At 75.1% G+C, this 22,329-nt stretch carries 17 protein-coding genes; 4 read left to right on the top strand and 13 right to left on the bottom strand.

Going from position 1 to position 22,329, the window contains the following annotated elements:
- Positions 1–100 precede the first annotated feature (100 nt).
- The 3 genes from ABTY61_RS37070 to ABTY61_RS37060 all read right to left on the bottom strand — a co-directional run bounded on the left by ABTY61_RS37070 (position 101) and on the right by ABTY61_RS37060 (position 2,714).
- Positions 101–391: a WXG100 family type VII secretion target gene (locus tag ABTY61_RS37070; RefSeq protein WP_350509592.1), complete on the bottom strand. Its 291-nt coding sequence runs from the start codon at positions 389–391 to the stop codon at positions 101–103.
- A gap of 99 nt (positions 392–490) precedes the next feature.
- Positions 491–793, bottom strand: a complete 303-nt coding sequence (locus tag ABTY61_RS37065; RefSeq protein ID WP_350509591.1) for a WXG100 family type VII secretion target — start codon at positions 791–793, stop codon at positions 491–493.
- 181 nt (positions 794–974) lie between these two features.
- Positions 975–2,714, bottom strand: coding sequence for a type VII secretion protein EccB (locus ABTY61_RS37060; protein ID WP_350509590.1), 1,740 nt, complete (start codon positions 2,712–2,714; stop codon positions 975–977).
- Positions 2,715–2,926: 212 nt separating this feature from the next.
- Here ABTY61_RS37060 and eccE point away from each other — a divergent pair, with 212 nt between their 5' ends.
- The 3 genes from eccE (at position 2,927) to ABTY61_RS37045 (ending at position 7,493) form a co-directional block, all read left to right on the top strand.
- Positions 2,927–4,330, top strand: coding sequence for a type VII secretion protein EccE (gene eccE, locus ABTY61_RS37055; RefSeq protein ID WP_350509589.1), 1,404 nt, complete (start codon positions 2,927–2,929; stop codon positions 4,328–4,330).
- Positions 4,330–5,097, top strand: coding sequence for a hypothetical protein (locus ABTY61_RS37050; protein WP_350509588.1), 768 nt, complete (start codon positions 4,330–4,332; stop codon positions 5,095–5,097). Before eccE ends, ABTY61_RS37050 begins: the two co-directional genes overlap by 1 nt.
- A gap of 131 nt (positions 5,098–5,228) precedes the next feature.
- Positions 5,229–7,493, top strand: coding sequence for a MinD/ParA family ATP-binding protein (locus ABTY61_RS37045; protein ID WP_350509587.1), 2,265 nt, complete (start codon positions 5,229–5,231; stop codon positions 7,491–7,493).
- A 52-nt stretch (positions 7,494–7,545) separates the two neighbouring features.
- Here the strand turns inward: ABTY61_RS37045 and ABTY61_RS37040 are convergent, their stop codons facing one another.
- From ABTY61_RS37040 to rimP, 10 genes are all read right to left on the bottom strand, one after another.
- Positions 7,546–8,487: a bifunctional riboflavin kinase/FAD synthetase gene (locus ABTY61_RS37040; RefSeq protein ID WP_350509586.1), complete on the bottom strand. Its 942-nt coding sequence runs from the start codon at positions 8,485–8,487 to the stop codon at positions 7,546–7,548.
- Between the two features lie 64 nt (positions 8,488–8,551).
- Complete coding sequence (locus tag ABTY61_RS37035; RefSeq protein ID WP_350509585.1) at positions 8,552–12,160, bottom strand: serine protease; 3,609 nt, start codon at positions 12,158–12,160, stop codon at positions 8,552–8,554.
- A 260-nt stretch (positions 12,161–12,420) separates the two neighbouring features.
- Positions 12,421–13,350, bottom strand: a complete 930-nt coding sequence (truB, locus tag ABTY61_RS37030) for a tRNA pseudouridine(55) synthase TruB (RefSeq protein ID WP_350509584.1) — start codon at positions 13,348–13,350, stop codon at positions 12,421–12,423.
- A 46-nt stretch (positions 13,351–13,396) separates the two neighbouring features.
- A complete protein-coding gene (locus ABTY61_RS37025) occupies positions 13,397–14,500 on the bottom strand; it encodes a DHH family phosphoesterase (protein ID WP_350509583.1) in 1,104 nt (367 codons plus the stop codon).
- A gap of 2 nt (positions 14,501–14,502) precedes the next feature.
- Positions 14,503–14,943, bottom strand: coding sequence for a 30S ribosome-binding factor RbfA (gene rbfA / locus ABTY61_RS37020; protein ID WP_350509582.1), 441 nt, complete (start codon positions 14,941–14,943; stop codon positions 14,503–14,505).
- A gap of 151 nt (positions 14,944–15,094) precedes the next feature.
- Positions 15,095–15,391: a DUF503 domain-containing protein gene (locus ABTY61_RS37015; RefSeq protein ID WP_030311386.1), complete on the bottom strand. Its 297-nt coding sequence runs from the start codon at positions 15,389–15,391 to the stop codon at positions 15,095–15,097.
- A gap of 135 nt (positions 15,392–15,526) precedes the next feature.
- Positions 15,527–18,679, bottom strand: coding sequence for a translation initiation factor IF-2 (infB, locus tag ABTY61_RS37010; RefSeq protein ID WP_350509581.1), 3,153 nt, complete (start codon positions 18,677–18,679; stop codon positions 15,527–15,529).
- A 212-nt stretch (positions 18,680–18,891) separates the two neighbouring features.
- Complete coding sequence (locus tag ABTY61_RS37005) at positions 18,892–19,152, bottom strand: YlxR family protein (protein WP_350509580.1); 261 nt, start codon at positions 19,150–19,152, stop codon at positions 18,892–18,894.
- Between the two features lie 127 nt (positions 19,153–19,279).
- Complete coding sequence (gene nusA / locus ABTY61_RS37000; RefSeq protein ID WP_350509579.1) at positions 19,280–20,281, bottom strand: transcription termination factor NusA; 1,002 nt, start codon at positions 20,279–20,281, stop codon at positions 19,280–19,282.
- Positions 20,282–20,334: 53 nt separating this feature from the next.
- On the bottom strand, positions 20,335–20,871 hold the full coding sequence (rimP, locus tag ABTY61_RS36995) for a ribosome maturation factor RimP (RefSeq protein WP_350509578.1): 537 nt from the start codon (positions 20,869–20,871) through the stop codon (positions 20,335–20,337).
- Between the two features lie 303 nt (positions 20,872–21,174).
- Here rimP and ABTY61_RS36990 point away from each other — a divergent pair, with 303 nt between their 5' ends.
- On the top strand, positions 21,175–22,158 hold the full coding sequence (locus ABTY61_RS36990) for a ferritin-like domain-containing protein (RefSeq protein ID WP_350509577.1): 984 nt from the start codon (positions 21,175–21,177) through the stop codon (positions 22,156–22,158).
- Positions 22,159–22,329 lie beyond the last annotated feature (171 nt).

Genomic DNA, 22,329 nt, shown 5'->3' with positions numbered 1-22,329 from the left:
GTGCCGCGCCGCGCCGCGCGCCGAAGGGCGGGCGCCCGGGATCCGGGCACCCGCCCCTGTCGTCACCGCCGTTCCCGGTCCGGGAACGGCCGGTCGACCACTAGCCCCAGAGACCGGCGTTCTTCTTCTCGGTCGCGTGGTAGCTCTGCGCGGCGCTCTCCAGCGAGCTGGAGATCGTGGCGCAGGTGTCCTTCAGGTTCTGCGCGGCGCCGTCCCACTTGGCCTGCTGGGCGTTGTAGCCCTGCTGGGCCTGGCCCTGCCACCCGTGGGAGATCTTGGTGACCTCCTTCTTGAGCTCGGACAGCATGTGGTCGATCTTGTTGGCCGAGTTCTGGACGTCCTGGGACGCCTGGTGCAGGGTCTGGAAGTTGACGAGGATGTGGTCGGTCACAATGTCTCCCTTGACGAGGATGCGGAGCACCCGGCGCTCAGCCGCGGGCGCCCCGTCGAACGGACGGTCGGAACAGAGTGCTGATCAGCTCTCCGATGCTCAGCCCTGCGGGCCGAACAGCGCCTTCTGCTCCTCTTCCGCGCTCGCGTAGTGCTTGGTGGTCAGCTCGATGGCGTGCTTGATCGCGGTCAGCGATTCCTTCAGCTGCTTGACGTCATCGTTGACCTGCGTCTGCAGGGACTTGTAGGCGTCCGCCGCCTGTCCCTTCCAGCCACTGGTGATGTTGTCGACCGTCGTCTGGAGAGCGCTGCGCTCCGCCTCGATCTGGCCAATCGCCGTCTCGATCTTCCCGGCGAAGTCCATCATCTCCTGCGCGGTCACCGTGAACTGGCCGTCACTCATGCTCCACCATCCCCCATGAGACAAACATTGTGTGTACGGAGGGCCCCGGGCCCCGCCGCCGCCATCACCCGTGTGATGTCCAGCAGCACTGTAGTCGGCACACGCAACTCGCCCAACATCGAGTGTCGAGTAGTTACCAGACCATGACACTGGGGCCAATTCCGTTGCGCGGCTTGGCCGATCAGGCGTTCTGCGGCTGCGCGGCGCTCTTCGCGGTCAGCGGCGGGCCGGCCGGGACCAGGTTCGACCACTCCCTGGGCACCGGCAGCGGCTGGACGTTCTGGTAGCCCAACCGCGCCTGGTTGCCGCCGGGTTGCTCGTCCGGGGTCGGGGTCGGCTGGCCGCCGGCACCGGGGTTCGGGGCGCCCGGCGCCGGGGTCGCCGTCTTGGCCGCACCGCTCGCCGTCGGCGACGGGGTGGGGCCGCGGCCGCCGTCGCTGTTGGCCGGGACGGAGTAGCGCAGGCCGGTCTCGGTGATCAGGAAGTCGGTGCCGGAGGCGTCGGCCGCACCGGGGTTGGCACCGGCGGCGGCAGCCGCTGCGGCCGCCGCGGCCGCGTTGGCGCCGGGGGCCGCGTTGTCCACCGCCCGGTAGAACAGGCCGTGGCCGGGCGTCACGAACGCCGCGCCCGCGCCGTTGTTGTACGCCGCCGGGTAGGACGTCCCCGCCCAGACGCTGCGCTTGGGCGTGCGGCCGTCCTCGGCCATGCCGTCGAAGGTGCTGCACACCACCTGGCGGGGGTCCTGGCGCTCCGTCCAGTTGTTCACCGGCGCACCGGTCTTCAGCGGCCAGTCGTCCGGCGTCTTCGGCAGCCGCACATCGGTGTTGAACCTGGACTGGTCGTCCGGGGTCATGTCGTCGCTGCGCGGCCGCTTGTCCTGGTCGTACTTGTAGAGCACCTGGTAGGCCGGGTTCTGCCGGATCAGCTCCGCCTGGAACGGGGTGATCAGGAAGAGGCTGTCCTTGCCGACCACGTAGTTGCGGTCCTGGTAGTGCACCAGTCGGCCGATCCGGCGGTCCGCCGCGTTGCCCAGGTTCACCGAGGAGTTGGCGCCCTGGCTGTCGGCCATGTCCTTGACGTCGGGGAAGACGATCGCGCTGGCGGTCACCAGGGTGTCCAGCCACTCCCGCTTCACCCGCTGCGGCACCGCGTTGGGGCCGAAGACCGCGGTGACCAGCGCCTTGCGCTCCTTGTCGTCGGCCTGCGGCCCGATCGGGTGCTTGCGGCCCTGCGCGTCGACCAGGAACACCGCCGCGGCGCCCGCGCCCCCCTGGCCCGGCCCCGAGGTGGTCGAGACCTGCTGGTCGTCGGCCTGCTGCACCAGCATCAGCTGGTCCGGGCCGAGCATCCGGTCCTTGGCGGACAGCGCCGCCGCGTCCGCCCCGGCCGCCACGAACACCGCCTGGTTGACCGTCTCCTGCTTGTCGTCCGAGCCCGGACGGTCGCAGACCGCCCACTTCATCGGCTGGCTCGCGTTGTCCTTGCCCGGCAGCTTGTCCGGGGCGTACGGGATCCCGATGGTCGGACCGTGGTTGGGGTAGCGGTCCAGCACCCCGTCGTCCACCACCACGACCTTGGCGTCGACCGGCAGCACCAGCCGCGCCGAGGACATGTTGAGCACCTGGTGCAGCCGCTTGGTCTTGCCGTCCGGGTCGGTCAGCACCACGTAGCGGGTGGTCGACTGCTTGCCCTGGATGATGTTCTTGCCGCTGTCCCACTGCATCGGGGCGGCCGGCTTGAACACCCCCCAGAGCCCGAACCCGGCCACCACCACAGCCCCGACCAGCACGCTCGGCAGCACCGCCTTCACCGGCCGCGGCGCGTCCTCGTCACTGCCGCCGCCGGAGGGCAGCAGGAACGCCCCCACCGTGCGTTTGCGGGCGAAGGTGTACGCGTTGAGCTCGTCCCGGCGCGATGCCATCCTCGTCGTCCCCCTCTGTCAGACGTGTGCCGGCGCCGTGCCGGCGGCGGCCGGCCTCCCGTCGGCCCGGCCCGCCCCGTGGTCCGCACCCGCCGGGCGGGACCCGGCCCGAACCCTCTACGATGCGGCAGCAGACGGTGAGTACGGTACGGGTACGGTCCGCGAGCCAGCCAGCCGGGCCGCGACAACGGATCAGAGAGGGCCATCGGGGGATGCCAAGCCAGACCGCTCCAGAACGCCGCGCCGACCCGGGCGGCGGAAGGTCGCGCCGGTCCGGACGGCCCCGCCGCGCCGGTGCGCCCGCCGGGACCACGACCGGCCGGCCGCCGACGGGCGGCGACGGCGGCCCCGTCCAGGTCCGCGTCAACCCGCGGCCCGGGCTGCTCGGCGGCCGGTTGAAGCTCCAGCAGCTCGTCCTGGTCGAGGTCGCGGCCGCCCTGGTCGCGGTGGGCTGGACGATCAGCCGCCCCGTCGCGGCCGGCTTCGGCGCGGTCTCGCTGGTCCTGCTGGTGCTGGCGGTCGTGCCGCTGCGCGGCCGCACCATCCCGGAGCTGCTGCGCGTCCGCTCCGCCCTCAAGTCCCGCCGCAAGCAGGCGAAGTCGCTGCTGCCGCCGCCCGGCACCGACCCGGCCCTGGCGCCCGCGCTGGAGCTCGAACCGGCGCTGCGCACCTGCACCCACGCCACCGAAGCCGATTTCGGCGGCCGCCCCGTCCGCCGGGAGACCGGCATGGTCGGCGACGGCACCTTCCTCAGCTCGGTGCTGCTCGTCCAGGCCAAGGACCAGCCGCTGCGCCCGGTGCGCACCGCGCTGCCGCTGCCGCTGGACGTGATCTGCTCGGCGCTCACCGTGGACGACATCGCCCTGGAGTCGGTGCAGCTGGTCCAGCACACCCAGCCCGCCCCGGCCCAGCACGTGCCCGAGCAGTCGCTGGCCGCCCGCGGCTACCGCGAACTGCCCGACGGCACCGCCACCCCCGGCCTGCGGCTGACCTGGATCGCCCTCAAGCTCGACCCGGAGCGCGCGGCCACCGCCGTCCGGGCCCGCGGCGGCGGCGAGGAGGGCGCCCGCAAGGCCCTGCAACGGGTGACCGACCAGCTGGCCGGACGCCTCAACAGCGCCGGGTTCAACGCCACCGTGCTGGACGAGCGCGAGCTGATCGCCGCCCTCGCCATCGCCACCTGCGCCAACCCGATCGCGGTGGCCGGGCGCCAGGGCACCGGCAGCGGCGGCGGCACCACCCGCCGAACCCAGGAGGGCAACCGCTTCTGGCGGATCGACGACCGCTTCCACAGCACCTACTGGATCTCCCGCTGGCCGCAGCTGACCCGCCCCGGCGGCGGCGCCGGCCGGATCGGCGCCCCGGACCTGGTCAACCTGATCACCGGCTCCCCCGCGCTGGCCAGCACCTTCAGCCTCACCGCCGGGCACGGCTCCGGCGGCTCGGTGACCGTCAGCGGCCACCTGCGGGTGACCGGGCGCAGCGAGGGCGAGGTCGGCGACATCGGCCGTCAGGCGGAGGCACGGGCGCAGAGCGCCGGCCTCGGCCTGGTCCGGCTCGACCTCGAACAGGCCCCCGGCATGCTCGCCACCCTGCCCTTGGGAGGAACGTCCTGATGGCGTACCAGACCTACCCCGCCCCGGGCCCGACGCCCGGCGCCGAGCGGCGCCGGCCGCGGCCGCGGGTCCTGCCCGGCTTCGGGCTGCGCGGACCGCGCCGGGAGAAGCACGTGCTGGAGGCCGCCGACCTGGCGGCACTGGCCTTCCCGGTCGGCGACGACGGCGTGGTGATCGGCGTCGACCCGCAGGGCCTGCCCGCCGTGCTCGGCCTGTTCCGCCCCAGCGCGTACGACCTGGTGCTGGTCGGCGGCGTCTGGACGGCGCAGGTCATCGCGCTGCGGGCGGCCGCGATCGGCGCCCGGGTCGCGGTGGAGACCGCCCGCGCCCAGCTCTGGGGCCCGATGGCGCAGGCCGCCGGCGGCGGTCAGCCCTGCGTGACGGTCCACCAGGTCGGACGGCTCGGCCCGCAGGGCGCCTCGGTGGCCTCGCCCGTCCTGGTGGTGCGCGACCTCGGCGCCCGCCCGCCGCGCACCCGGCTCTCCGCCGCGCCCTGGCAGACCACCCTGACCCTGCTGCCCTACCTCGGCCCGAACGCCTCCCGGGTGCTCAACGCGGCCGACCTGGTCGGCGTGCAGCGGATCATGCCCCAGGAGGCGGAGCTGGTCGGCCGGGTGCTGTCGCTGCCGCCGGAGGACGTGGCCGCACTGCCCACCCTCGGCGACGACCTCACCCTGTGGGCCACCCGGATGCGCCGCCAGTACGTGCGGGCGGTGGCCGGCCAGGCCGAACAGCAGGTGCTCGGCGGCCCGCGCCGGATGGACTGAGGGGCGCGTCCGGGCCGGTCGATGCCGGTCCGGAACCGAAGCCGCCTTCAACAGGGGCAGCCGAACGGCCTAGTCTTTGTTGCGGCAACGGCACCGCTGAAGCAAGCGGCGGCGAACACGAGGGAGCCCTAGTGAGCAGCGATCGGGACGGCGTCTACGTCGGCGACAACGCGGCGGAGGACGACGACGACTGGTCCGACGCGCCCGATTACACTCCCCCGTCCTGGTACGTGCAGTCGGGTCCGTCGGCGGCGCCCGCCGCTCCGGTCCCGGGGACCGACGACCAGGCGGGCGGGGCTGCGGCGGGCGGGCTCCCGGCGGCCGAACCGGCCGTGCCCGGCCCGGCTCCGGTGCCGGCTCCGGTGCCGGCTCCGGTGCCGGCTCCGGTGCCGGCTCCGGTGCCGGCTCCGGTGCCGACGGCCGACCAGGCACCCGCTGCGGCACCGCCGCAGGTCCCGGCTCCCGCCCCGGCCGCGACCCCGGCGGCCGAGCCGGTGCCCGCGCCCGCGCCCGCCCCGGTGCCGCCGGTCGCGCCCGTGCAAGCCGAGGCGCAGCACGTCCCGTTCCCGCTGGCGGCCCCGCCCGTGACGCCGGAGCAGCCGCAGCCGCCGGCCGGCGCCCAGCCCTGGCCGCCGGCGGCGGAGGCACCGGCCCAGCCGAACGCGCCGCAGCCGTACAGGGCGCCGGTGCCGGCCCCGCAGCCCGTCCAGCCCGCGCAGCCGCAGCCCGGTCAGCCGGTGGCGCCGCAGCAGTTCGCGCAGCAGGCGCCGGCCCAGCCCGCTCCGGCCCAGCCGGTGCCGACCCCGGGCGTGACGGCCCCGCAGGCCCCGCAGGCCGGCTGGGATCCGCAGGCCGGTTGGGACCCGCAGGCCGCCTGGGCCGCCCAGCAGTCGGCCGCCGCCCAGCCTGCGCCGCCCGCCCAGCCGCAGCCCCAGCCCGGGCAGCCGCAGCCCGCTCCGGTGGACCCGCGCCAGGGCGGCTGGCCGCAGCCCGGCGCCTACCAGCAGCCGACCGCCGTCCAGCCCCAGCCCCAGCCGTACCCCGGCCAGCCCGGCCAGCACGGCCAGCCCGGCCAGCCCGGCCAGCCGCAGCAGCCCGTCCCCGCGCAGCCCTGGCCGCCGCAGGCCGCCACCACGCCGCCACCCGCCGCGTTCCAGCAGTCCGCCGCCCCGCAGCAGACCGCCCACGGCGCGCCGCTCGGCTACACCGCCGCCGTCGAGCTGTCCTCGGACCGGCTGCTGCGCAGCCAGCCCAAGCAGCAGCGCCAGCAGCCGCGGTTCCAGTTCGGCGGCAAGGCCGCGGCGGCCGAGAAGGCCCGCAAGCTGGAGATCATCCGCACCCCGGTGCTGAGCTGCTACCGGATCGCCGTGATCAGCCTCAAGGGCGGCGTCGGCAAGACCACGACCACCACCGCGCTCGGCGCGACCCTGGCCAGCGAGCGCCAGGACAAGGTGATCGCGATCGACGCCAACCCGGACGCCGGCACCCTGGGCCGCCGGGTCAAGCGCCAGACCGGCGCGACCATCCGGGACCTGGTGACGGCCATCCCGCACCTGCGCAGCTACATGGACATCCGTCAGTTCACCTCGCAGGACCTCAACTCGGGCCTGGAGATCCTGGCGAACGACGTCGACCCGGCCGTGTCGACGACCTTCAACGACTCGGACTACCGCCAGGTCATCGAGGTCCTGGGCCGCCAGTACCCGATCATCCTGACCGACTCCGGCACCGGCCTGCTGTACAGCGCGATGCGCGGGGTGCTGGACCTCGCCGACCAGCTGATCATCGTCTCCACCCCGAGCGTGGACGGCGCCTCCAGCGCCTCGACCACGCTGGACTGGCTCTCCGCGCACGGCTACGCGGACCTGGTGCAGCGCAGCATCACGGTGGTCTCCGGGGTGCGCGAGACCAGCAAGATGATCAAGGTCGAGGACATCGTCGCGCACTTCCAGACCCGCTGCCGCGGCGTCATCGTGGTGCCCTTCGACGAGAGCCTGGCGGCCGGGGCCGAGGTCAACCTCGACATGATGCGGCCCAAGGTCCGCGAGGCGTACTTCGAACTGGCCACCCTGGTCGGCGAGGACATCGCCCGGGCCCAGCAGGCGTCCGCCCAGCAGGCCGGCTGGCAGCAGCAGGCGCAGCAGGGCTACCCGCAGCAGGGCCAGCCGCAGCCGTACGTCGAGCCCCAGCAGCCCGGCTACCCGGGCCAGGCCGCCCAGCCCGGGCAGCCCGCCCCCGGGGCGCCGTGGGCGCCGCAGCCCGGCCAGGCCCCGCCGCCCCCGCCCGGGTACGGCTACCCCCAGCAGCCCGCCCCGGGCGCGCCCTGGCCGCAGCAGCCCGGCGCCCCGCAGCCGGGCCCCGGCTACGGCTACCCGCCGCAGGCGCCCCCGCAGTGACGACGGAAGGGCCCGCCGACTCGGCGGGCCCTTCCCCGTGCCACGGCCCCGGTCAGCCCTCGGTCAGCTCCCGGGCGCGCTTGACGTCGTCGGCCATCCGGTCCAGCAGCGCCTCGATGGAGTCGAACTTCTCCATCCCGCGCAGGTAGGCCAGGAAGTCGACGGCCACGTGCAGCCCGTACAGGTCCAGGCCGACCCGGTCGATGGCGTACGCCTCGACGGTGCGGGCGGTGCCGTCGAAGGTCGGGTTGGTGCCGACCGAGATCGCCGCCGGCATCCTCTCGCCCTGCGCGGTCAGCCAGCCCGCGTACACCCCGTCGGCCGGGACGGCGCTGTGCGGCACGGTCTCCACGTTGGCGGTCGGGTAGCCGAGCTCGCGGCCGCGCTGGGCGCCGCGCACCACCACGCCCTCGACCCGGTGCGGGCGGCCGAGCACCTCGCCGGCGCCGGCCATGTCCCCGGTCTCGACCAGGCGGCGGGTCAGGCTGGAGGAGAACGGCTCGCCGTCCCCGGCGGTGCCGCACACCTGGAGGTCCACCACCTCGACCTGGAAGTCGTCCGCCCCGCCCAGTTCGGTGAGCAGCGCGACGTCCCCGGCGGCCTTGTGCCCGAAGCGGAAGTTGGGGCCCTCGATGACGACCCGGGCGTGCAGGGCGTCCACCAGCACCTGCTGGACGAAGGTCTCCGGGGACTCCTGGGAGAACTCGGTGGTGAACGGCAGCACCAGCACCGCGTCCACGCCGAGTTCGGCGATCAGCTCGGCACGGCGCGGGTGCGGCGCGAGCAGCGGCGGGTGGCTGCCGGGGCGGATCACCTCGCGCGGGTGCGGGTCGAAGGTCACCACGACCGAGGGGAGGCCGAGTTCACGGGCCCGCTCGACGGCCCGTCCGATGATCAGCTGATGCCCGCGGTGCACCCCGTCGAACGAGCCGATGGTGACGACGCTGCGTCCCCAGTCACCGGGGATCTCCTCCAGGCCACGCCAGCGCTGCACCCGACTGCTCCTTGTTCCGTACGGTGCGTGCCCTCGGCACGCTCAAACGCTCACAACCGAACCCCTATAGCGTGCCATGCGCCTGCCCCGGCTCAGGCACCGGAATGGGGGTTGGGCGCACCTGCGCGCGGACGGCCCGCACGGGTGCCGTCCGCTCGGCCTCGGCGGCGGCGTACTGGGCGTCCCGGCCGGCCGCCGCCAGGGCCCGCATCCGGGCCAGTCGGGGCCCGTCCGGGGCGGTCGGCGCGGCGTCGCGCGGCCACCGGGCGAGCAGCCGGGCGAAGGCCGCCGAGCGCCCGGCGCAGCGCACCAGCAGCTCGTCCGCGCCCACCAGTCCCGGGACCGCCCGGGCCAGCACGGCGCGCGCCCGGGCGGGGTTCTCGGCCGCGCAGTGCTCGGCGAGGCGCTCCACGGCCGCGATGAGCACCGCCTGGTCGGTCTCGGCGGCGAGCAGGGTGTCCAGCAGCTCGCAGCGCAGCGCGTCCGCCGCCGGGTCGGCCACCGGGACGGACAGCACCTCGGCGAAGGGCCTGCGGACCGCCGCCGCCCCGGCGGCCAGGGCGCCGCCGAGCAGCACCCGCAGCTCCAGCCGGGCGGCCGGCCCGTCGATCGCGGCGTGCCGCAGCCGGCGGCCGAGGTAGTCGACAGCGACCGGCCCGGCCAGCTCCGGGTGCCGGCGCAGCAGCCGGGCGGCCAGGTCGGCGCCGCGCCGGGCGGCCACCGGGGCCCGGGCGTCGGCGAGCACCCGCAGGATCTCGACGGGGGCCGCGCCGGGCACCGCGAGGGCGTCGGCGAGCGCGGCCAGTACGGGCTCCGGGTCGCTCTCCAGGGCCGGGGCGAGGGCGCGCGCAGTGAGGAAGGCGTCACCGCCGGCGCGGTGGAGGGCGAGCGCGGCCTCCAGGTGCCCGGCCCGGGTCACCGGGTCGCCGACCAGCAGGGCCAGCGCGGCGCCGTGCAGGGCCGGTTCGTCCTCGCGGGCGAGCAGGGTCAGCGCGGTGAAGCGCAGCAGTTCGGCCCCGGCACCGGCCGCGTACGGGGCGGTCCGCAGCGCGTGCACGGCGGCCGCGACGTGCCGTTCGGGCCGCCGGTCGTGGCTCCAGCGGTCCACCGCGCGGCAGAGCGCGGAGGGCTCCTCGGCGGCGAGCACGGTGAGCAGCGCGTCCGCCCGCGGGTGCGCGGCGTCGGCCAGCGCGTCGGCCAACTCGTCCAGGGCCGACCACCGGTGGGCGTACAGCAGGTCGTGGGCGAGGTCGGCCACCCCCGCTCCCGGGCGGCCCGGCAGGCCGGCCGGGTCGTCGAACCAGGCACAGAGCAGCGGGAACACCGCGACCGGGTCGGCGCGCAGCCGCTCGGCCGCCACGCCGAGGAAGTCCTGCCTGGGGCCGTCGGCGGCCACCAGGCGGCGCAGCAGGGCGAGTTCGGCCTCGACGGGCAGGCCGAGGCCGGTCCAGAACGCCGGGCCGAAGCGGTTCAGCCCGTCGAGCGCCGCCCAACCGCCCGCAGTGGCCGCCCGTTCGGCCATCCGGCGGGCCAACTGGTCGAGCAGCAAACGGTGTTCGGCGGGGTCGGGGCTGGCGGCGAGTCCGGCGGTGAGCAACCGGGCGGCCCACCAGGCGGGTTCACTGCCGGGCGGGCGCAGGTCCAGCGCGCGCCAGATCCGGTGCAGCCACAGGTCCAGGGCGGGCGCGCCCCAGGTCTCGGCGACCCGGCGCAGCGCGGCGGCGACCGGGCCGATCCGGTGCCGGGGAACGCCCGGGCCGGGCCCCTCCGGCCCGGGCGGGGTGTCCTCGGCCTCGCCGAGCAGCATCCGCAGCGCCGCGTCCAGGTCCAGGTGCCGGCCCTGCAGCCAGTCGGCGAACTCCCCGTGGGCGAAGCGGAAGCCGGGCCCGGCGGGGACGAACAGCCCCTCGGCGAGCACCGCCGTGGCCCAGCCGCCGTCGACCGGGAACAGCTCCTCGAAGGCCTCCCGGCCCAGCGCGCCCGGCTCCTCGCCGAGCATCCGCCGGGCCGCCTCGTGCACCCGCCCGGCCACCGCCGCCGCGAGCCGGCGCACCCGGCCCCGGCGCGGTCCGGCGGGCCGGGCGGCGCCCCGGCGGTGGGCACCGGGGCGGCGCGGCCGGACGTCCTCGGCCAGCCGCTGGGCCACCCGCAGGCAGAGCAGGTCCAGGTGGGCGCCGAACAGCTCGCCGCGCGACGCCGGCCCGTCGCGCAGGCCCTGCGCCCACAGCTCCCCGGCCAGCCGGACGGCCAGCGGGTGCCGGGCGTCCTCGGCGGCGGCCGGGCGGCCCGGCGGCAGCCCGTAGCGGCGGCGCACCCGCTCGGCCGCCTCGGCGGGCAGCGGGCCCAGCCGGTGTCCGGCCAGGGTCGGGGCGCCGGGGCCGCCGCCGTCCATCCGGACGGTGGGGGCGCTGGCCAGGTCGCCGTCCGGGCCCGGTTCTGCCGACCGGGCGCCGCCGGCGGCGCCGCTCCCCCAGGGCTCGGCGGCCAGCCGTTCCCAGACCTCCTCGCCGCAGGCGGTCAGCAGCCGGGCGCCGCAGCCGGTCAGCCACTGCCCGGCGCCGCGCAGCCAGCGCGGGTCCAGCTCGGCCTGGGCCTCCTCGGGGCCGTCCAGGACGATCAGCAGCGGCCGCCCGGCCGCCGCGCACAGCGCCGCCACCGGCTCCGGCGCGGGCGCCGGGGTGCCGAGTTCGGCCGCGGCGGCGGCCAGCGCCCGTTCGACCGGTTCGGCGAGCGAGCGGTCCTCGGCGCGCAGGTCGGCGCCGCGCAGCCAGAGCGTGGGCAGCGGCCGGGCACCGTCGCAGCGGCGGACGGCCAGCGCGGCCAGTTCGGTGGTGCGGCCGCTGCCGGGGGCGCCGACCAGGGCGGTGACGGTCGCCTCGGGCTCGTCCCCGGCCAGGCCGTCCGGCCGGTCCACCCGGTCGGCGGCCAGCCCGGCCACCCGGCCGGGCCCGGCCCCGGCGGCGGCCAGCTGGGCGGCGGTCAGCCGCAGCACCCCGGCCAGGTTCAGCGCCCGGCCGTACCCGGGCACCGTCGCCGCGTTGCGCGCCAGCAGCTCGGCCAGCGCCGGCGCGACCACCGCCCCGCCACCGGCCGGCACCGCCCACAGCGCCCCGCCGCACTGCGCCTCGCCGTACTGGGCTCCGCCGTACCCCGGCCCGCGCAGGGCGGGCGCGGTCAGCGCCACCACGGCGCCGCTGCGGGCGTCCAGCACCGGCGAGCCGGCCGGCACCACGACCCCGGCCACCACCGGCACGTCCAGCACCGGCACCCCGGCCAGCAGGTGCCCGCCGTACGCCGCGCCGCTGACGCCCAGCAGCCCGCAGCGCAGCACGACCGCCCGGCCGTCCTCGCCGGTCAGGGCGGGCAGCAGCACCTCGTGCCCGGCGCCCACCGCGGCCACCGGCAGCGGCGGCACCGGGAGCCCGCCGACCGCGTCGGTGCGCAGCAGGGCGAGCCCGTGCTCGGGCAGCGGCAGCAGGGCGTCCGGGCCCAGCACCCGGGTCTGTCCGCCGGGGGTGTGCAGCACCAGCCGGTCCAGGCCGGCCACGGCCTCGTGTGCGGTGAGCACCCAGCCCTGCGGGTCGGCGGCGAACCCTAAGCCGTGCAGCCGCCCGTTGAGGTCGCGGATCCGCAGCAGGTACCGCCCCGGATCACCCTCCGCAAACCCCGGCATGACCGCCCCCTCGCCCGTCGAGCGGGCCCGTCGCCGCTCGCCGCCGGGAGCCTGCCCGCCGGAGCGGCGCCCCGACCGCGCCCGCGCCGTTCACCACGGCGTTTCACCTCGTGCGCTCCCCCGCACGGGTGATTGCCCCGGTGCGGGTGAACGCCCCGGCCGGGGGAAATCCGGGGACCGCTCGGAGGACGGGAAGACCGACACGGAACCCCCGCCGGGAGGGCTCCCGACGGGGGTTCCGGTACGACGGAAGGCTTGACTCAGCCGACGAACACCGCGACCGGCTTCGCCTGGCCGCCCTTCTCCTCGACCAGCGCGAGGAAGCGCCCGTCCGGCCCGAACACCGCGATCGGCCCGTCCACGCCCAGCCCGGGCGCCTTCAGCCGGGAGCCGTGCGACAGCTTCTCCGCGGAGTCCTCGTCCAGGTCCCAGCGCGGGAAGGCGGCGGCCGCGGCCGCCCCGATCGGCAGCACCTCCAGCCCGGTGGCGGCGTCGCCCGTGACCGACTCCTCGAGCTGCTCCAGAGTGCGTGCCGACTCCACCCCGTACGGCCCGACCTTGGTGCGCCGCAGCGCCGTCAGGTGGCCGCCGACGCCCAGCCCGGCGCCCAGGTCGCGGGCCAGCGCCCGGATGTAGGTGCCGGAGGAGCACTCCACGGTGACGTCCAGGTCGACCACCGGCGTGCCGTCCTCGGCGACCGCCGCGCGCTGCCCGTGCACGGTGAAGGAGTGGATGGTGGTGGGCCGGGCCGCGAGCTCGAAGTCCTCGCCCTCGCGCACCCGCGCGTACGAGCGCTTGCCGTCGATCTTGATCGCGCTGACCTTGGAGGGCACCTGCATGATCTCGCCGGTGAGCGCCGCGATCCCGGCGTCGATCGCCTCCCGGGTGACGCCGTCCGCCGCGGCCGAGGCGGTGACCTCGCCCTCGCGGTCGTCGGTGACGGTGGTCTGGCCGAGCCGGATGGTCGCCTCGTAGGTCTTGGCGGTCAGCATCAGGTGGCCGAGCAGCCGGGTGGCCCGCTCGACGCCGATCACCAGGACGCCGGTGGCCATCGGGTCCAGCGTGCCCGCGTGCCCGACCTTCCTGGTCCCGGCCAGCCACCGCAGCTTGGCGACGACCCCGTGGGAGGTGATGCCCTCGGGCTTGTCGACGATCACCAGGCCGTCCGGGCCGGTGCCTTTGCGCTTCATCGGGTTCTTTCTCTGGAACGTGCGGGAGTTGCTCAACTCGGGATGGTCAGTGATGGGGCCGCAGGGCGCCCCGGAACCGCTCCACCACCGCGGCCACGTCCTCCCGGGCGCTGAACCCGGCCGCGAAGACGTGCCCGCCGCCGCCCAGTTCGGCGCAGGCCGCGGCGACGTCCACGGCGCCCTTGGAGCGGGAGGAGCCGCGCAGCGTGCCGTCCGGGTCCTGCTTGAGCACCAGGGCCACCTCGGCCTCGGCCGGCCGGCGCAGGATGTCGATCAGCCCCTCGATCTCCTCGACGGTGACGCTGAACAGCGCCAGGTCCTGGTAGGGCACCCAGGTCCACACCAGGCCCAGCCCGCCGGCCGCCTCCGGCTCGTAGACGGCCCGGTCCAGGGCGGCCGCGAGCACCTTGAGGTAGCCGAAGGAGGAGGTGTCCCAGAGCTGCCGGGAGATCAGGTCGTGCCGGATGCCGGTGGCCAGCAGCCGCCCGGCGAGTTCGTGGGTGGCGGGTGTGGTGGCCCGGTACTTGAAGGAGCCGGTGTCGGTGGCGACCCCGGTGTACAGGCAGGTGGCCAGCGACTGGTCGAGCTCGACGCCGAGCCGGCGCAGCAGCTCGTCCACCAGGACGGCGGTGGCCGGCGCGGTCGGGTCGATCAGCTGGTGGGTGCCGAAGCCCGGATTGGAGGCGTGGTGGTCGAACACCACCAGGACGGGCGCGGCGAAGGCCTTGTCGTGCAGCAGCCCCAGTCGGCTCTGCGCGGCGACGTCGAAGCAGAGCACCAGCTCGGGGACGTCCGGCACCTCGGAGGCCGGCACGATCAACTCCTGGCCGGGCAGGAAGGCCAGCGACTCGGGCACGACCTGCGGGTCGTCGCCGAAGGAGACCCGCACCTGCTTGCCGAGCGCGCGCAGCGCCAGCGCCGCCGCCAGCGAGGAGCCCAGCGCGTCGCCGTCCGGGCAGATGTGGCAGATCAGGTCGATCGAGCGGGCCCGCCCGATCTCCGCCACCACCTGCTGCCAGAGCAGCTCGAAGCCGCTCTCCTCCGCGCGCGGACCGGGGAGCGCCGCGAGGGCACCCTCCACCGTGCTGGTGGAGGACGCCCCCGTGGTCGATCCGGCTCGCGAGGCGGCCTGCGCCGGCTCACCCGCCATGACTACTCGTCCTCGTCTTCACGCTCGGACGCCGGGACCTTGTACGGGTCCGCGTCGCCGGCGTAGGTCGCGCCCGCGGCGGTGGTGCGCACCGCCGCGTCGATGGCCTTGGCCCGGTCGAGCAGGTCGTCGATGTTCCGGGCGTTCTCCGGCAGCGCGTCCGCGACGAAGGTCAGCGTCGGGGTGAAGCGCACCCCGATCTTGCCGACCTCGGAGCGGATCACGCCCTTGGCGCTCTCCAGCGCGGCCGCGGTGGCCTCGCGGTCGGTGTCGTCACCGAAGACGGTGTAGAAGACGGTGGCCTCGCGCAGGTCGCCGGTCACCCGGGTGTCGGTGATGGTCACGAACCCCAGTCGCGGGTCCTTGATCCGCCGCTCCAGGGTCTGGGCGACGACCACCTGGATGCGGTCGGCGAGCTTGCGCGCCCTAGCGGTGTCGGTCACGTTGCCTCCTCGTGCAATGGGCCCGGTACCCGGGAGAGCTGCACCCGTCGGGGCCCACGCCCCAAAGTACCGGCCCGCGCCCGGCCTTGCGGGCGCTCTCGGTCCTGATCTGTGTGAGAACGGCGACTTCCGCCGACGGGCTCCACAGTTCTCATTCGTCGTCGTCGTTGTGGTAGCGCCTCCTCGCGGAGAGGAGCTGCACCTCGGGGCGGCCGGCGACCAACCGCTCACAGCTGTCCAGGACCTCGGTGACGTACCCGGCTTCGCCGGCGACCACCGCGAGGCCGATCTCGGCCCGGCGGTGCAGGTCCTGGTTCCCGGTCTCGGCAGCACACACGCTGTACTTGCGCTGCAGTTCGGCCACGATCGGCCGCACGATCGAACGCTTCTCCTTGAGCGAGTGGACGTCGCCCAGCAGCAGGTCGAAAGTGAGTGTTCCCACGAACATGTATGACAGGTCTCGCCGACCTGGAAGGCCTCGGGATGCCAGCGCGGAACCGGCTGACATCCCAGGACCCTACACAGCGAGACCGGGGCCGGTCGACGGAAATACCACCCGTCGACCGGCCCCGGTTGACACCGACTAGGCGCGCGGCTTCTCGCGCATCTCGTAGGTCTCGATGATGTCCTCGACCTTGATGTCGTTGAACGACCCCAGGGTGACACCGGCCTCGAAGCCCTCGCGGACCTCGGTCGCGTCGTCCTTGAAGCGGCGCAGACCCTCGATGGTGAGGCTCTCCGCCACGACCTTGCCGTCGCGCAGCAGGCGGGCCTTGGCGTTGCGGCGGATGATGCCGTCGCGGACCAGGACACCGGCGATGTTGCCGAACTTGGAGGAGCGGAAGACCTCGCGGATCTCCGCGGCGCCGAGGCGCACCTCCTCGTACTCCGGCTTGAGCATGCCCTTGAGGGCGTTCTCGATCTCCTCGATCGCCTGGTAGATGACCGAGTAGTACCGGACGTCCACGCCTTCCTTGTCGGCTGCGGCACGCGCACGGCCTTCGGCGCGCACGTTGAAGCCGATGATGATGGCGTCCGAGCCCATCGCCAGGTCGACGTCGGACTCGGTGATCGCACCGACGCCGCGGTGCAGCACCCGGAGCTCGACCTCCTCGCCCACGTCCAGCTTGACGAGGGCGTCCTCGAGGGCCTCGACCGAACCGGAGACGTCACCCTTGATGATGAGGTTGAGCTGCTCGATGGAGCCGGCGGCGATGGCCTTGTCCAGGTCCTCCAGGGACACCCGGACCCGACGCTGCGCGAAGGCGGCGTTGCGGTCGCGGGCCGAGCGCTTCTCGGCGATCTGGCGGGCGGTGCGGTCCTCGTCGACGACGATGAAGCTGTCGCCGGCGCGGGGCACCGAGGTCAGACCGAGCAGCAGCACCGGGCGGGACGGGCCGGCCTCGGCGAGGCTGTTGCCGTTCTCGTCCAGCATGGCGCGGACGCGGCCGTAGGCGTCGCCCACGACGATCGAGTCACCGACGCGGAGGGTACCGCGCTGGACCAGGACGGTCGCCATGGCGCCGCGGCCCTTGTCCAGGTGGGCTTCGATCGCAATACCCTGCGCGTCCTGGTGCGGGTTGGCCCGCAGGTCGAGCGAGGCGTCCGCGGTCAGGACCACGGCCTCCAGCAGCTGGTCGATGTTCAGACCCTGGCGCGCGGAGATGTCGACGAACATGGTGTCGCCGCCGTACTCCTCGGCCACCAGGCCGAACTCGGTCAGCTGACCGCGGACCTTGGTCGGGTCGGCGCCCTCGACGTCGATCTTGTTGACCGCGACCACGATCGGCACACCGGCGGCCTTGGCGTGGTTCAACGCCTCGACCGTCTGCGGCATGACACCGTCGTTGGCCGCGACCACCAGGATCGCGATGTCGGTGGACTTGGCACCACGGGCACGCATGGCGGAGAACGCCTCGTGACCCGGGGTGTCGAGGAAGGTGATCGGGCGCTCTTCGCCGTTCACCATCGTCGCCACCTGGTAGGCACCGATGTGCTGGGTGATGCCACCGGCCTCGCCGGCCACCACGTTGGACTTGCGGATCGCGTCCAGCAGTCGGGTCTTACCGTGGTCGACGTGACCCATGACGGTGACGACCGGCGGGCGCGGGGCCAGCTGGTCCTCGTCGCCCTCGTTGGCACCGAAGTCGATGTCGAACGACTCCAGCAGCTCGCGGTCCTCGTCGTCCCGGCTGACGATCTCCAGCTGGAAGCCCATCTCGTCCGCCAGCAGCTGCAGCGTGGCGTCGGAGACCGACTGGGTCGCGGTGACCATCTCACCGAGGTTGAACATGACGGAGACGAGCGCGGCCGGGTTGGCGTTGATCTTCTCCGCGAAGTCCATCAGCGAGGCGCCGCTCGACAGGCGAACGGTCTGGCCGTTGCCGCGAGGCAGCATCACACCGCCGACGGACGGGGCCTGCATGGCCTCGTACTCCTGGCGCTTCGCCCGCTTCGACTTGCGACCGCGAGCCGGGCGACCGCCCGGGCCACGACCGAAGGCACCCTGCGTGCCACCACGGGCACCCGGGCCACCGGGACGACCGCCGAAGCCGCCGGGACGGGGGCCGAAGCCGCCGCCACCACCGGGGGCGCCGCCACCCGGACGCGGACCGCCGAAGCCGCCGCCACCGGCCGGACGCGAGCCCGGACCGGCCGGACGACCCTGGAAGCCCGGACGGGCGCCACCGGCACCCGGACCACCCGGACGGCCACCGGGGCCACCGGGGCCACGGCCGCCGGGGCCCGGACGCGGGCCCGGAGCCGGACGCTGCGGCATCATGCCCGGGTTCGGACGCGGCATGCCGGACGGGGACGGGGCGCCGGGGCGCGGACCGGCCGGACGCGGCATACCGTCGGGGCGCGGAGCGCCACCGGGACGCGGCGCACCGGCACCCGGGGCACCGGCGGGACGCGGACGGTCGCCACCGGGACGCGGGGCGCCACGGTCGGCACCGGGAGCACCGGCGGGACGCGGACGGTCGCCGCCCGGACGCGGGGCGCCACGGTCAGCGCCGGGAGCACCGGCGGGACGCGGACGGTCGCCACCGGGACGCGGACGGTCGCCGCCCTGCGCACCCGGAGCACCCGGACGGGCACCCGGCGCGCCCGGACGGCGGTCGCCGGGGCGGGCCATGCCGGTCGCACTGCCCGAGGTGAACGGGTTGTTGCCCGGACGCGGGCCGGCCGGACGCGGGCCCGGACGGGCGCCGCCGGAGGCCTGGCCGCTCGGCCGCGGGGCCTGGGCGGCCGGACGCGGGGCGTCGGCACCGGCCGGAGCCGGGGAGGAGAACTCGGCCGCGGGCGCGGCCGGGGCCGCCGGAGCGGCGGGACGCGCGGCCGGGCGCGGGCCCGGAGTCGGCGCACCCGGACGCGAGGCGGCGGGGGCGGCCGGAGCCGCGGGGGCGGCCGGGGCGGCGGGAGCCGCGGCGGCCGGGGTCGGACGGGGACCAGGGGTCGCGGCAGGCCGCGGACCCGGGGTCGGGGCACCCGGCTTGGGTGCACCCGCGGCGCCTGCCGCGGGCTGGGGCGCCGCGGGCTTCCGCGGGCCAGGCTTGGCAGCGCCACCACCGGTGGGGGCCACGCCAAGCGCGTCAGTCAGCTTGCGCACGACCGGCGCCTCGATCGTCGAGGACGCCGAACGGACGAACTCGCCGAGCTCGGTGAGCTTGGCCATGACGGCCTTGCTCTCCAAGCCAAGCTCCTTGGCGAGTTCATAAACCCGGACCTTAGCCACTTCACTCCTGTCTATGAGTCCGGGGGTCTCGTCCGCCGGACTGTCGCTACTTCATGGGCGTACCCATCGCGTACTCATCGCGTACTCATCGAGTGCTCATCGCAATCTCGACCTACTTCCACATCGCGAGGTACCTGACTGGTGGCACGGCGCGCGGCTGCCCGAGCGCTGTGCTTGTTGCGGTAGTTCTCCGCCGCGATGAGCGGCGGCGGTCACGGGAGGCGGCCCGCCTGAGAGGCTCCGCCCGCCCGCTCCTCGATGAACCCGCGGAGCCGCTCCGTGTCGAGCGTCCCCTGGAGCCGGAAGGCCCGGGGGAACGCCCGGCGGCGGACCGCGAGGTCGAGGCAGGCCGGATCGGGGTGCAGGTGAGCGCCCCGGCCCGGCAGTGCGCCACGGGGATCAGGGACGCAGACGCCCTCGACCGCCGTGACACGCAACAGCTGGTGCTTGGCCGCTCGCTTGCGGCAGCCCACGCAGGTGCGCTCCGGGCGTGCTCGGACATGCGTCCGGCCAGACGAAGGCAAGTCTACCCCTCCGAAGGGACATGGCGCCGCCCCGAAGATCCCGGAGGACCGACGGGGACGACAGGAACAACAGTCACTACCGGTCTGCGGATTCCTCGGCCGGGGCCTCGGTGTCCGGCCGGATGTCGATCCGCCAGCCCGTCAGACGCGCGGCCAGGCGGGCGTTCTGCCCCTCCTTGCCGATCGCCAGGGACAGCTGGTAGTCCGGCACGATCACCCGGGCGGAACGCTGGGCGAGGTCCACGATCTCCACACTGGTCACCCGCGCGGGGGACAGCGCGGCCGCGACCATCTCGCGCGGGTCCTCGGACCAGTCGACGATGTCGATCTTCTCGCCGTGCAGTTCGCCCATCACGGCGCGCACCCGGGAGCCCATCGGACCGATGCAGGCGCCCTTGGCGTTCAGCCCCGCCCGGCGCGACCAGACCGCGATCTTGGTCCGGTGGCCGGCCTCACGGGCGATCGCGGCGATCTCCACGCTGCCGTCGGCGATCTCCGGGACCTCCAGCGCGAACAGCTTCTTCACCAGGCTGGGGTGGGTGCGCGACAGCGTCACCGACGGCCCGCGGACACCGCGGCGCACGGCGACGACGTAGCACTTCAGTCGGGTGCCGTGCCGGTAGTCCTCGCCCGGGACCTGCTCCTGCGGCGGCAGGATGGCCTCCAGCTTGCCGATGTCGACCAGCACGTTCTTCGGGTCGTTGCCCTGCTGGACGACACCGGTGACGATGTCGCCCTCCTTGCCCGCGTACTCGCCGAAGGTCTGGTCGTCGGCGGCGTCGCGCAGGCGCTGCATCATCACCTGGATGCCGATGCTGGACGCGATCCGGCCGAAGCCGTTCGGGGTGTCGTCGAACTCCTTCGGCTCGACGCCCTCGTCCAGCTCCGCCGGGTCCTCGGTGGCCCACACGGTGACGTGGCCGCTCTTGCGGTCCAGGTGCACCCGGGCGCGGCGGCGCGAGCCCTCGGTGCGGTGGTACGCGGTGAGGAGGGCGGACTCGATGGACTCGACCAGCAGGTCGAAGGGGATGTTCTTCTCGTTGACCAGCGTGCGCAGGGCACTCATGTCGATGTCCACGGCTACGCCTCCTCGTCTTTCGTCACGTTCATGATGGTCGTACGGCGGCCGGCTCACTCGGCGCCGTCGTCCCCCTCGTCGAAGTCGGCGGCCTCGTCCAGGAGCTCGTCGTCCTTGCGGTTGAACTCGACCTGGACCCGGGCCCGCGCGACCTCGACGTACTCCAGGCGCCGTTCCTTCGGACGGCCGCGCCCCTTCACCGGCTGCACCTCGACCAGCGCGCCGTCCTCGTCCGCCTCCAGCACCCGGGCGACCAGCTCCCCGCCGTCGACCAGGTGGATCTTGGCGAGCCGGCCCTCCGCGCGCTGCCAGTGCCGGGGCAGCTCCAGCGGACGCTCCGCACCCGGCGAACCGACCTCCAGCAGGTAGGGCTCGTCCCCCATGACGTCCGAGGCGTCCAGGGCCTCGCCGACCACCCGGCTGAACTCGGCGATCGCGTCCATGTCCACGCCGCCGTCGGTGTCGACGTCGATCTGCACCTGACGACGGTTGCCCGCCTTGGTGACCTTGACGTCCTCCAGGTCCAGTCCGGCCTGGACGGCCAGCGGCTCCAGCAACGCGCGCAGCCGGTCGGTGTGGGTGGTGCTCATCCGGGTGGACTCCTCGGCCGCGTCTGCTGTTGTCAGAGGTCGCCCCGCACCCTCGGCGCCCCTGGGGCGCGCACCGGGTCACGGCAGCTCGGCCCAAAGCCTAGCCGGTGAAGCCGCGAACCACCGATTCCGGACCTCCCCCGACCGGTCGCACGCCACCCACTGCGAGCAAGCTCACACCACCCCGCCCACCGCACCGAAACCCCCGACACCACCCGCAATCGTGGGGGTTCTGCGAAGATTCAGGCTGACGAGGGCAGGCAGGGGAGGCCGTCCTCCCGTACCCGCTCCGGAGTGACCCCGATGCAGCCGCCCAGCCGACGGACCTTCCTGGCCCTCGGACTGACCACCCTCACCGCCGCCTGCACCAGTACCACCGACGGGGGCGTGCCGCCCGGCGACAAGCCCCCGGGGCCGGACTCCGACCACCCCGTCCGGCTGCGCGCCGTCGCCGCCACCGACACCCTGCTGTCGGCCTACGACGCCCTGCTCGCCGCCCCCGGCGCCCAGACCGCCCTGCTGCAACCCCTGCGCGCGGAGACCGCCCAGCACCGCGCCGCCCTCGCCTACGGCGTCCCGGCCGCCTCCCTGCCCCCGACCCCCAGCGCCACCCCCACCCCGACCACCGCCGCCGCACTGGCCGCGCTGGAGCGCCGGACCGCCCAGGCCCGGCTGGCCGACCTGGGCGCCGCCCGGCCACCGCTCGCCCGCCTGCTCGCCTCGGTGGCCGCCGCCAACGCCGTACACGCCGCCGCCCTCGGCGCCCCCGCCGACCAGCCGGACCAAGCCACCGCAGCCCCGGGCCCCACTGCCTCCCCCGCCCCGGTCCCGGCCCTGCAGAAGGCCCTGGGCGCCGAACACGCCGCCGTCTACGGCTACGGCGTGGTCGGCGCCCACCTCCCCGACGACCAGCAACGCGCCGACGCCCGCACCGCCTACGCCGCCCACCAGTCCCAGCGCGACGCCTGGCAGCGCCTCATCACCGGCCTCGGCGCCACCCCCACCCCGGCCGCCGGCGGCTACCGGCTCCCCTTCCCCGTCACCGACGCCGCCGGCGCCACCCGCCTCGCCGCCCAACTGGAGACCAGCCTCACCACGGTCTACGCCGACCTGGTCGCCGACCTGCCCACCCAACACCGCCCCGCCGCAGCCGCAGCCCTGCGCGACTGCGCCCTACGCGCCCGCCGCTGGGCCGCCCCCGACACCGCCTTCCCAGGCGTCCCCGATCCCCTCCCCCTCCCCACCCCCACCCCCACCCCCACCCCCACCCCCACCCGCCCAAGCTGACCCCCACAGGCCCACAACCAAAACCCCCACCCCACCCCGCACCAACCCACCCACCCCCACCCCCTCCCCACCCCAAGCGAGAGGGACGCGCTGCGGGAGGGGGCGGTGGAGGGGGTGGGTGCGGAGAGGGGCGTGACGGGTGATTTTCAGACCGCCAACGGTCCCAGCCCC

The organism is Kitasatospora sp. NPDC096128, from assembly GCF_040303105.1.
Classification (GTDB): domain Bacteria; phylum Actinomycetota; class Actinomycetes; order Streptomycetales; family Streptomycetaceae; genus Kitasatospora.
The sequence above is the reverse complement of the archived record's forward strand: the minus strand, read 5'-3'. Positions and strand labels throughout refer to the sequence as shown.

What these genes read in the sequence shown, in the direction of transcription:
- eccE (WP_350509589.1), top strand. Translation starts at nt 2,927, where the DNA reads ATGCCAAGCCAGACCGCTCCAGAACGCCGCGCCGACCCGGGCGGCGGA.
- ABTY61_RS37060 (WP_350509590.1), bottom strand. Translation starts at nt 2,714, where the DNA reads ATGGCATCGCGCCGGGACGAGCTCAACGCGTACACCTTCGCCCGCAAA.
- ABTY61_RS37065 (WP_350509591.1), bottom strand. Translation starts at nt 793, where the DNA reads ATGAGTGACGGCCAGTTCACGGTGACCGCGCAGGAGATGATGGACTTC.
- ABTY61_RS37025 (WP_350509583.1), bottom strand. Translation starts at nt 14,500, where the DNA reads ATGGCGGGTGAGCCGGCGCAGGCCGCCTCGCGAGCCGGATCGACCACG.
- ABTY61_RS37015 (WP_030311386.1), bottom strand. Translation starts at nt 15,391, where the DNA reads ATGTTCGTGGGAACACTCACTTTCGACCTGCTGCTGGGCGACGTCCAC.
- rimP (WP_350509578.1), bottom strand. Translation starts at nt 20,871, where the DNA reads ATGAGCACCACCCACACCGACCGGCTGCGCGCGTTGCTGGAGCCGCTG.
- ABTY61_RS37050 (WP_350509588.1), top strand. Translation starts at nt 4,330, where the DNA reads ATGGCGTACCAGACCTACCCCGCCCCGGGCCCGACGCCCGGCGCCGAG.
- ABTY61_RS36990 (WP_350509577.1), top strand. Translation starts at nt 21,175, where the DNA reads ATGCAGCCGCCCAGCCGACGGACCTTCCTGGCCCTCGGACTGACCACC.
- truB (WP_350509584.1), bottom strand. Translation starts at nt 13,350, where the DNA reads ATGAAGCGCAAAGGCACCGGCCCGGACGGCCTGGTGATCGTCGACAAG.
- ABTY61_RS37035 (WP_350509585.1), bottom strand. Translation starts at nt 12,160, where the DNA reads ATGCCGGGGTTTGCGGAGGGTGATCCGGGGCGGTACCTGCTGCGGATC.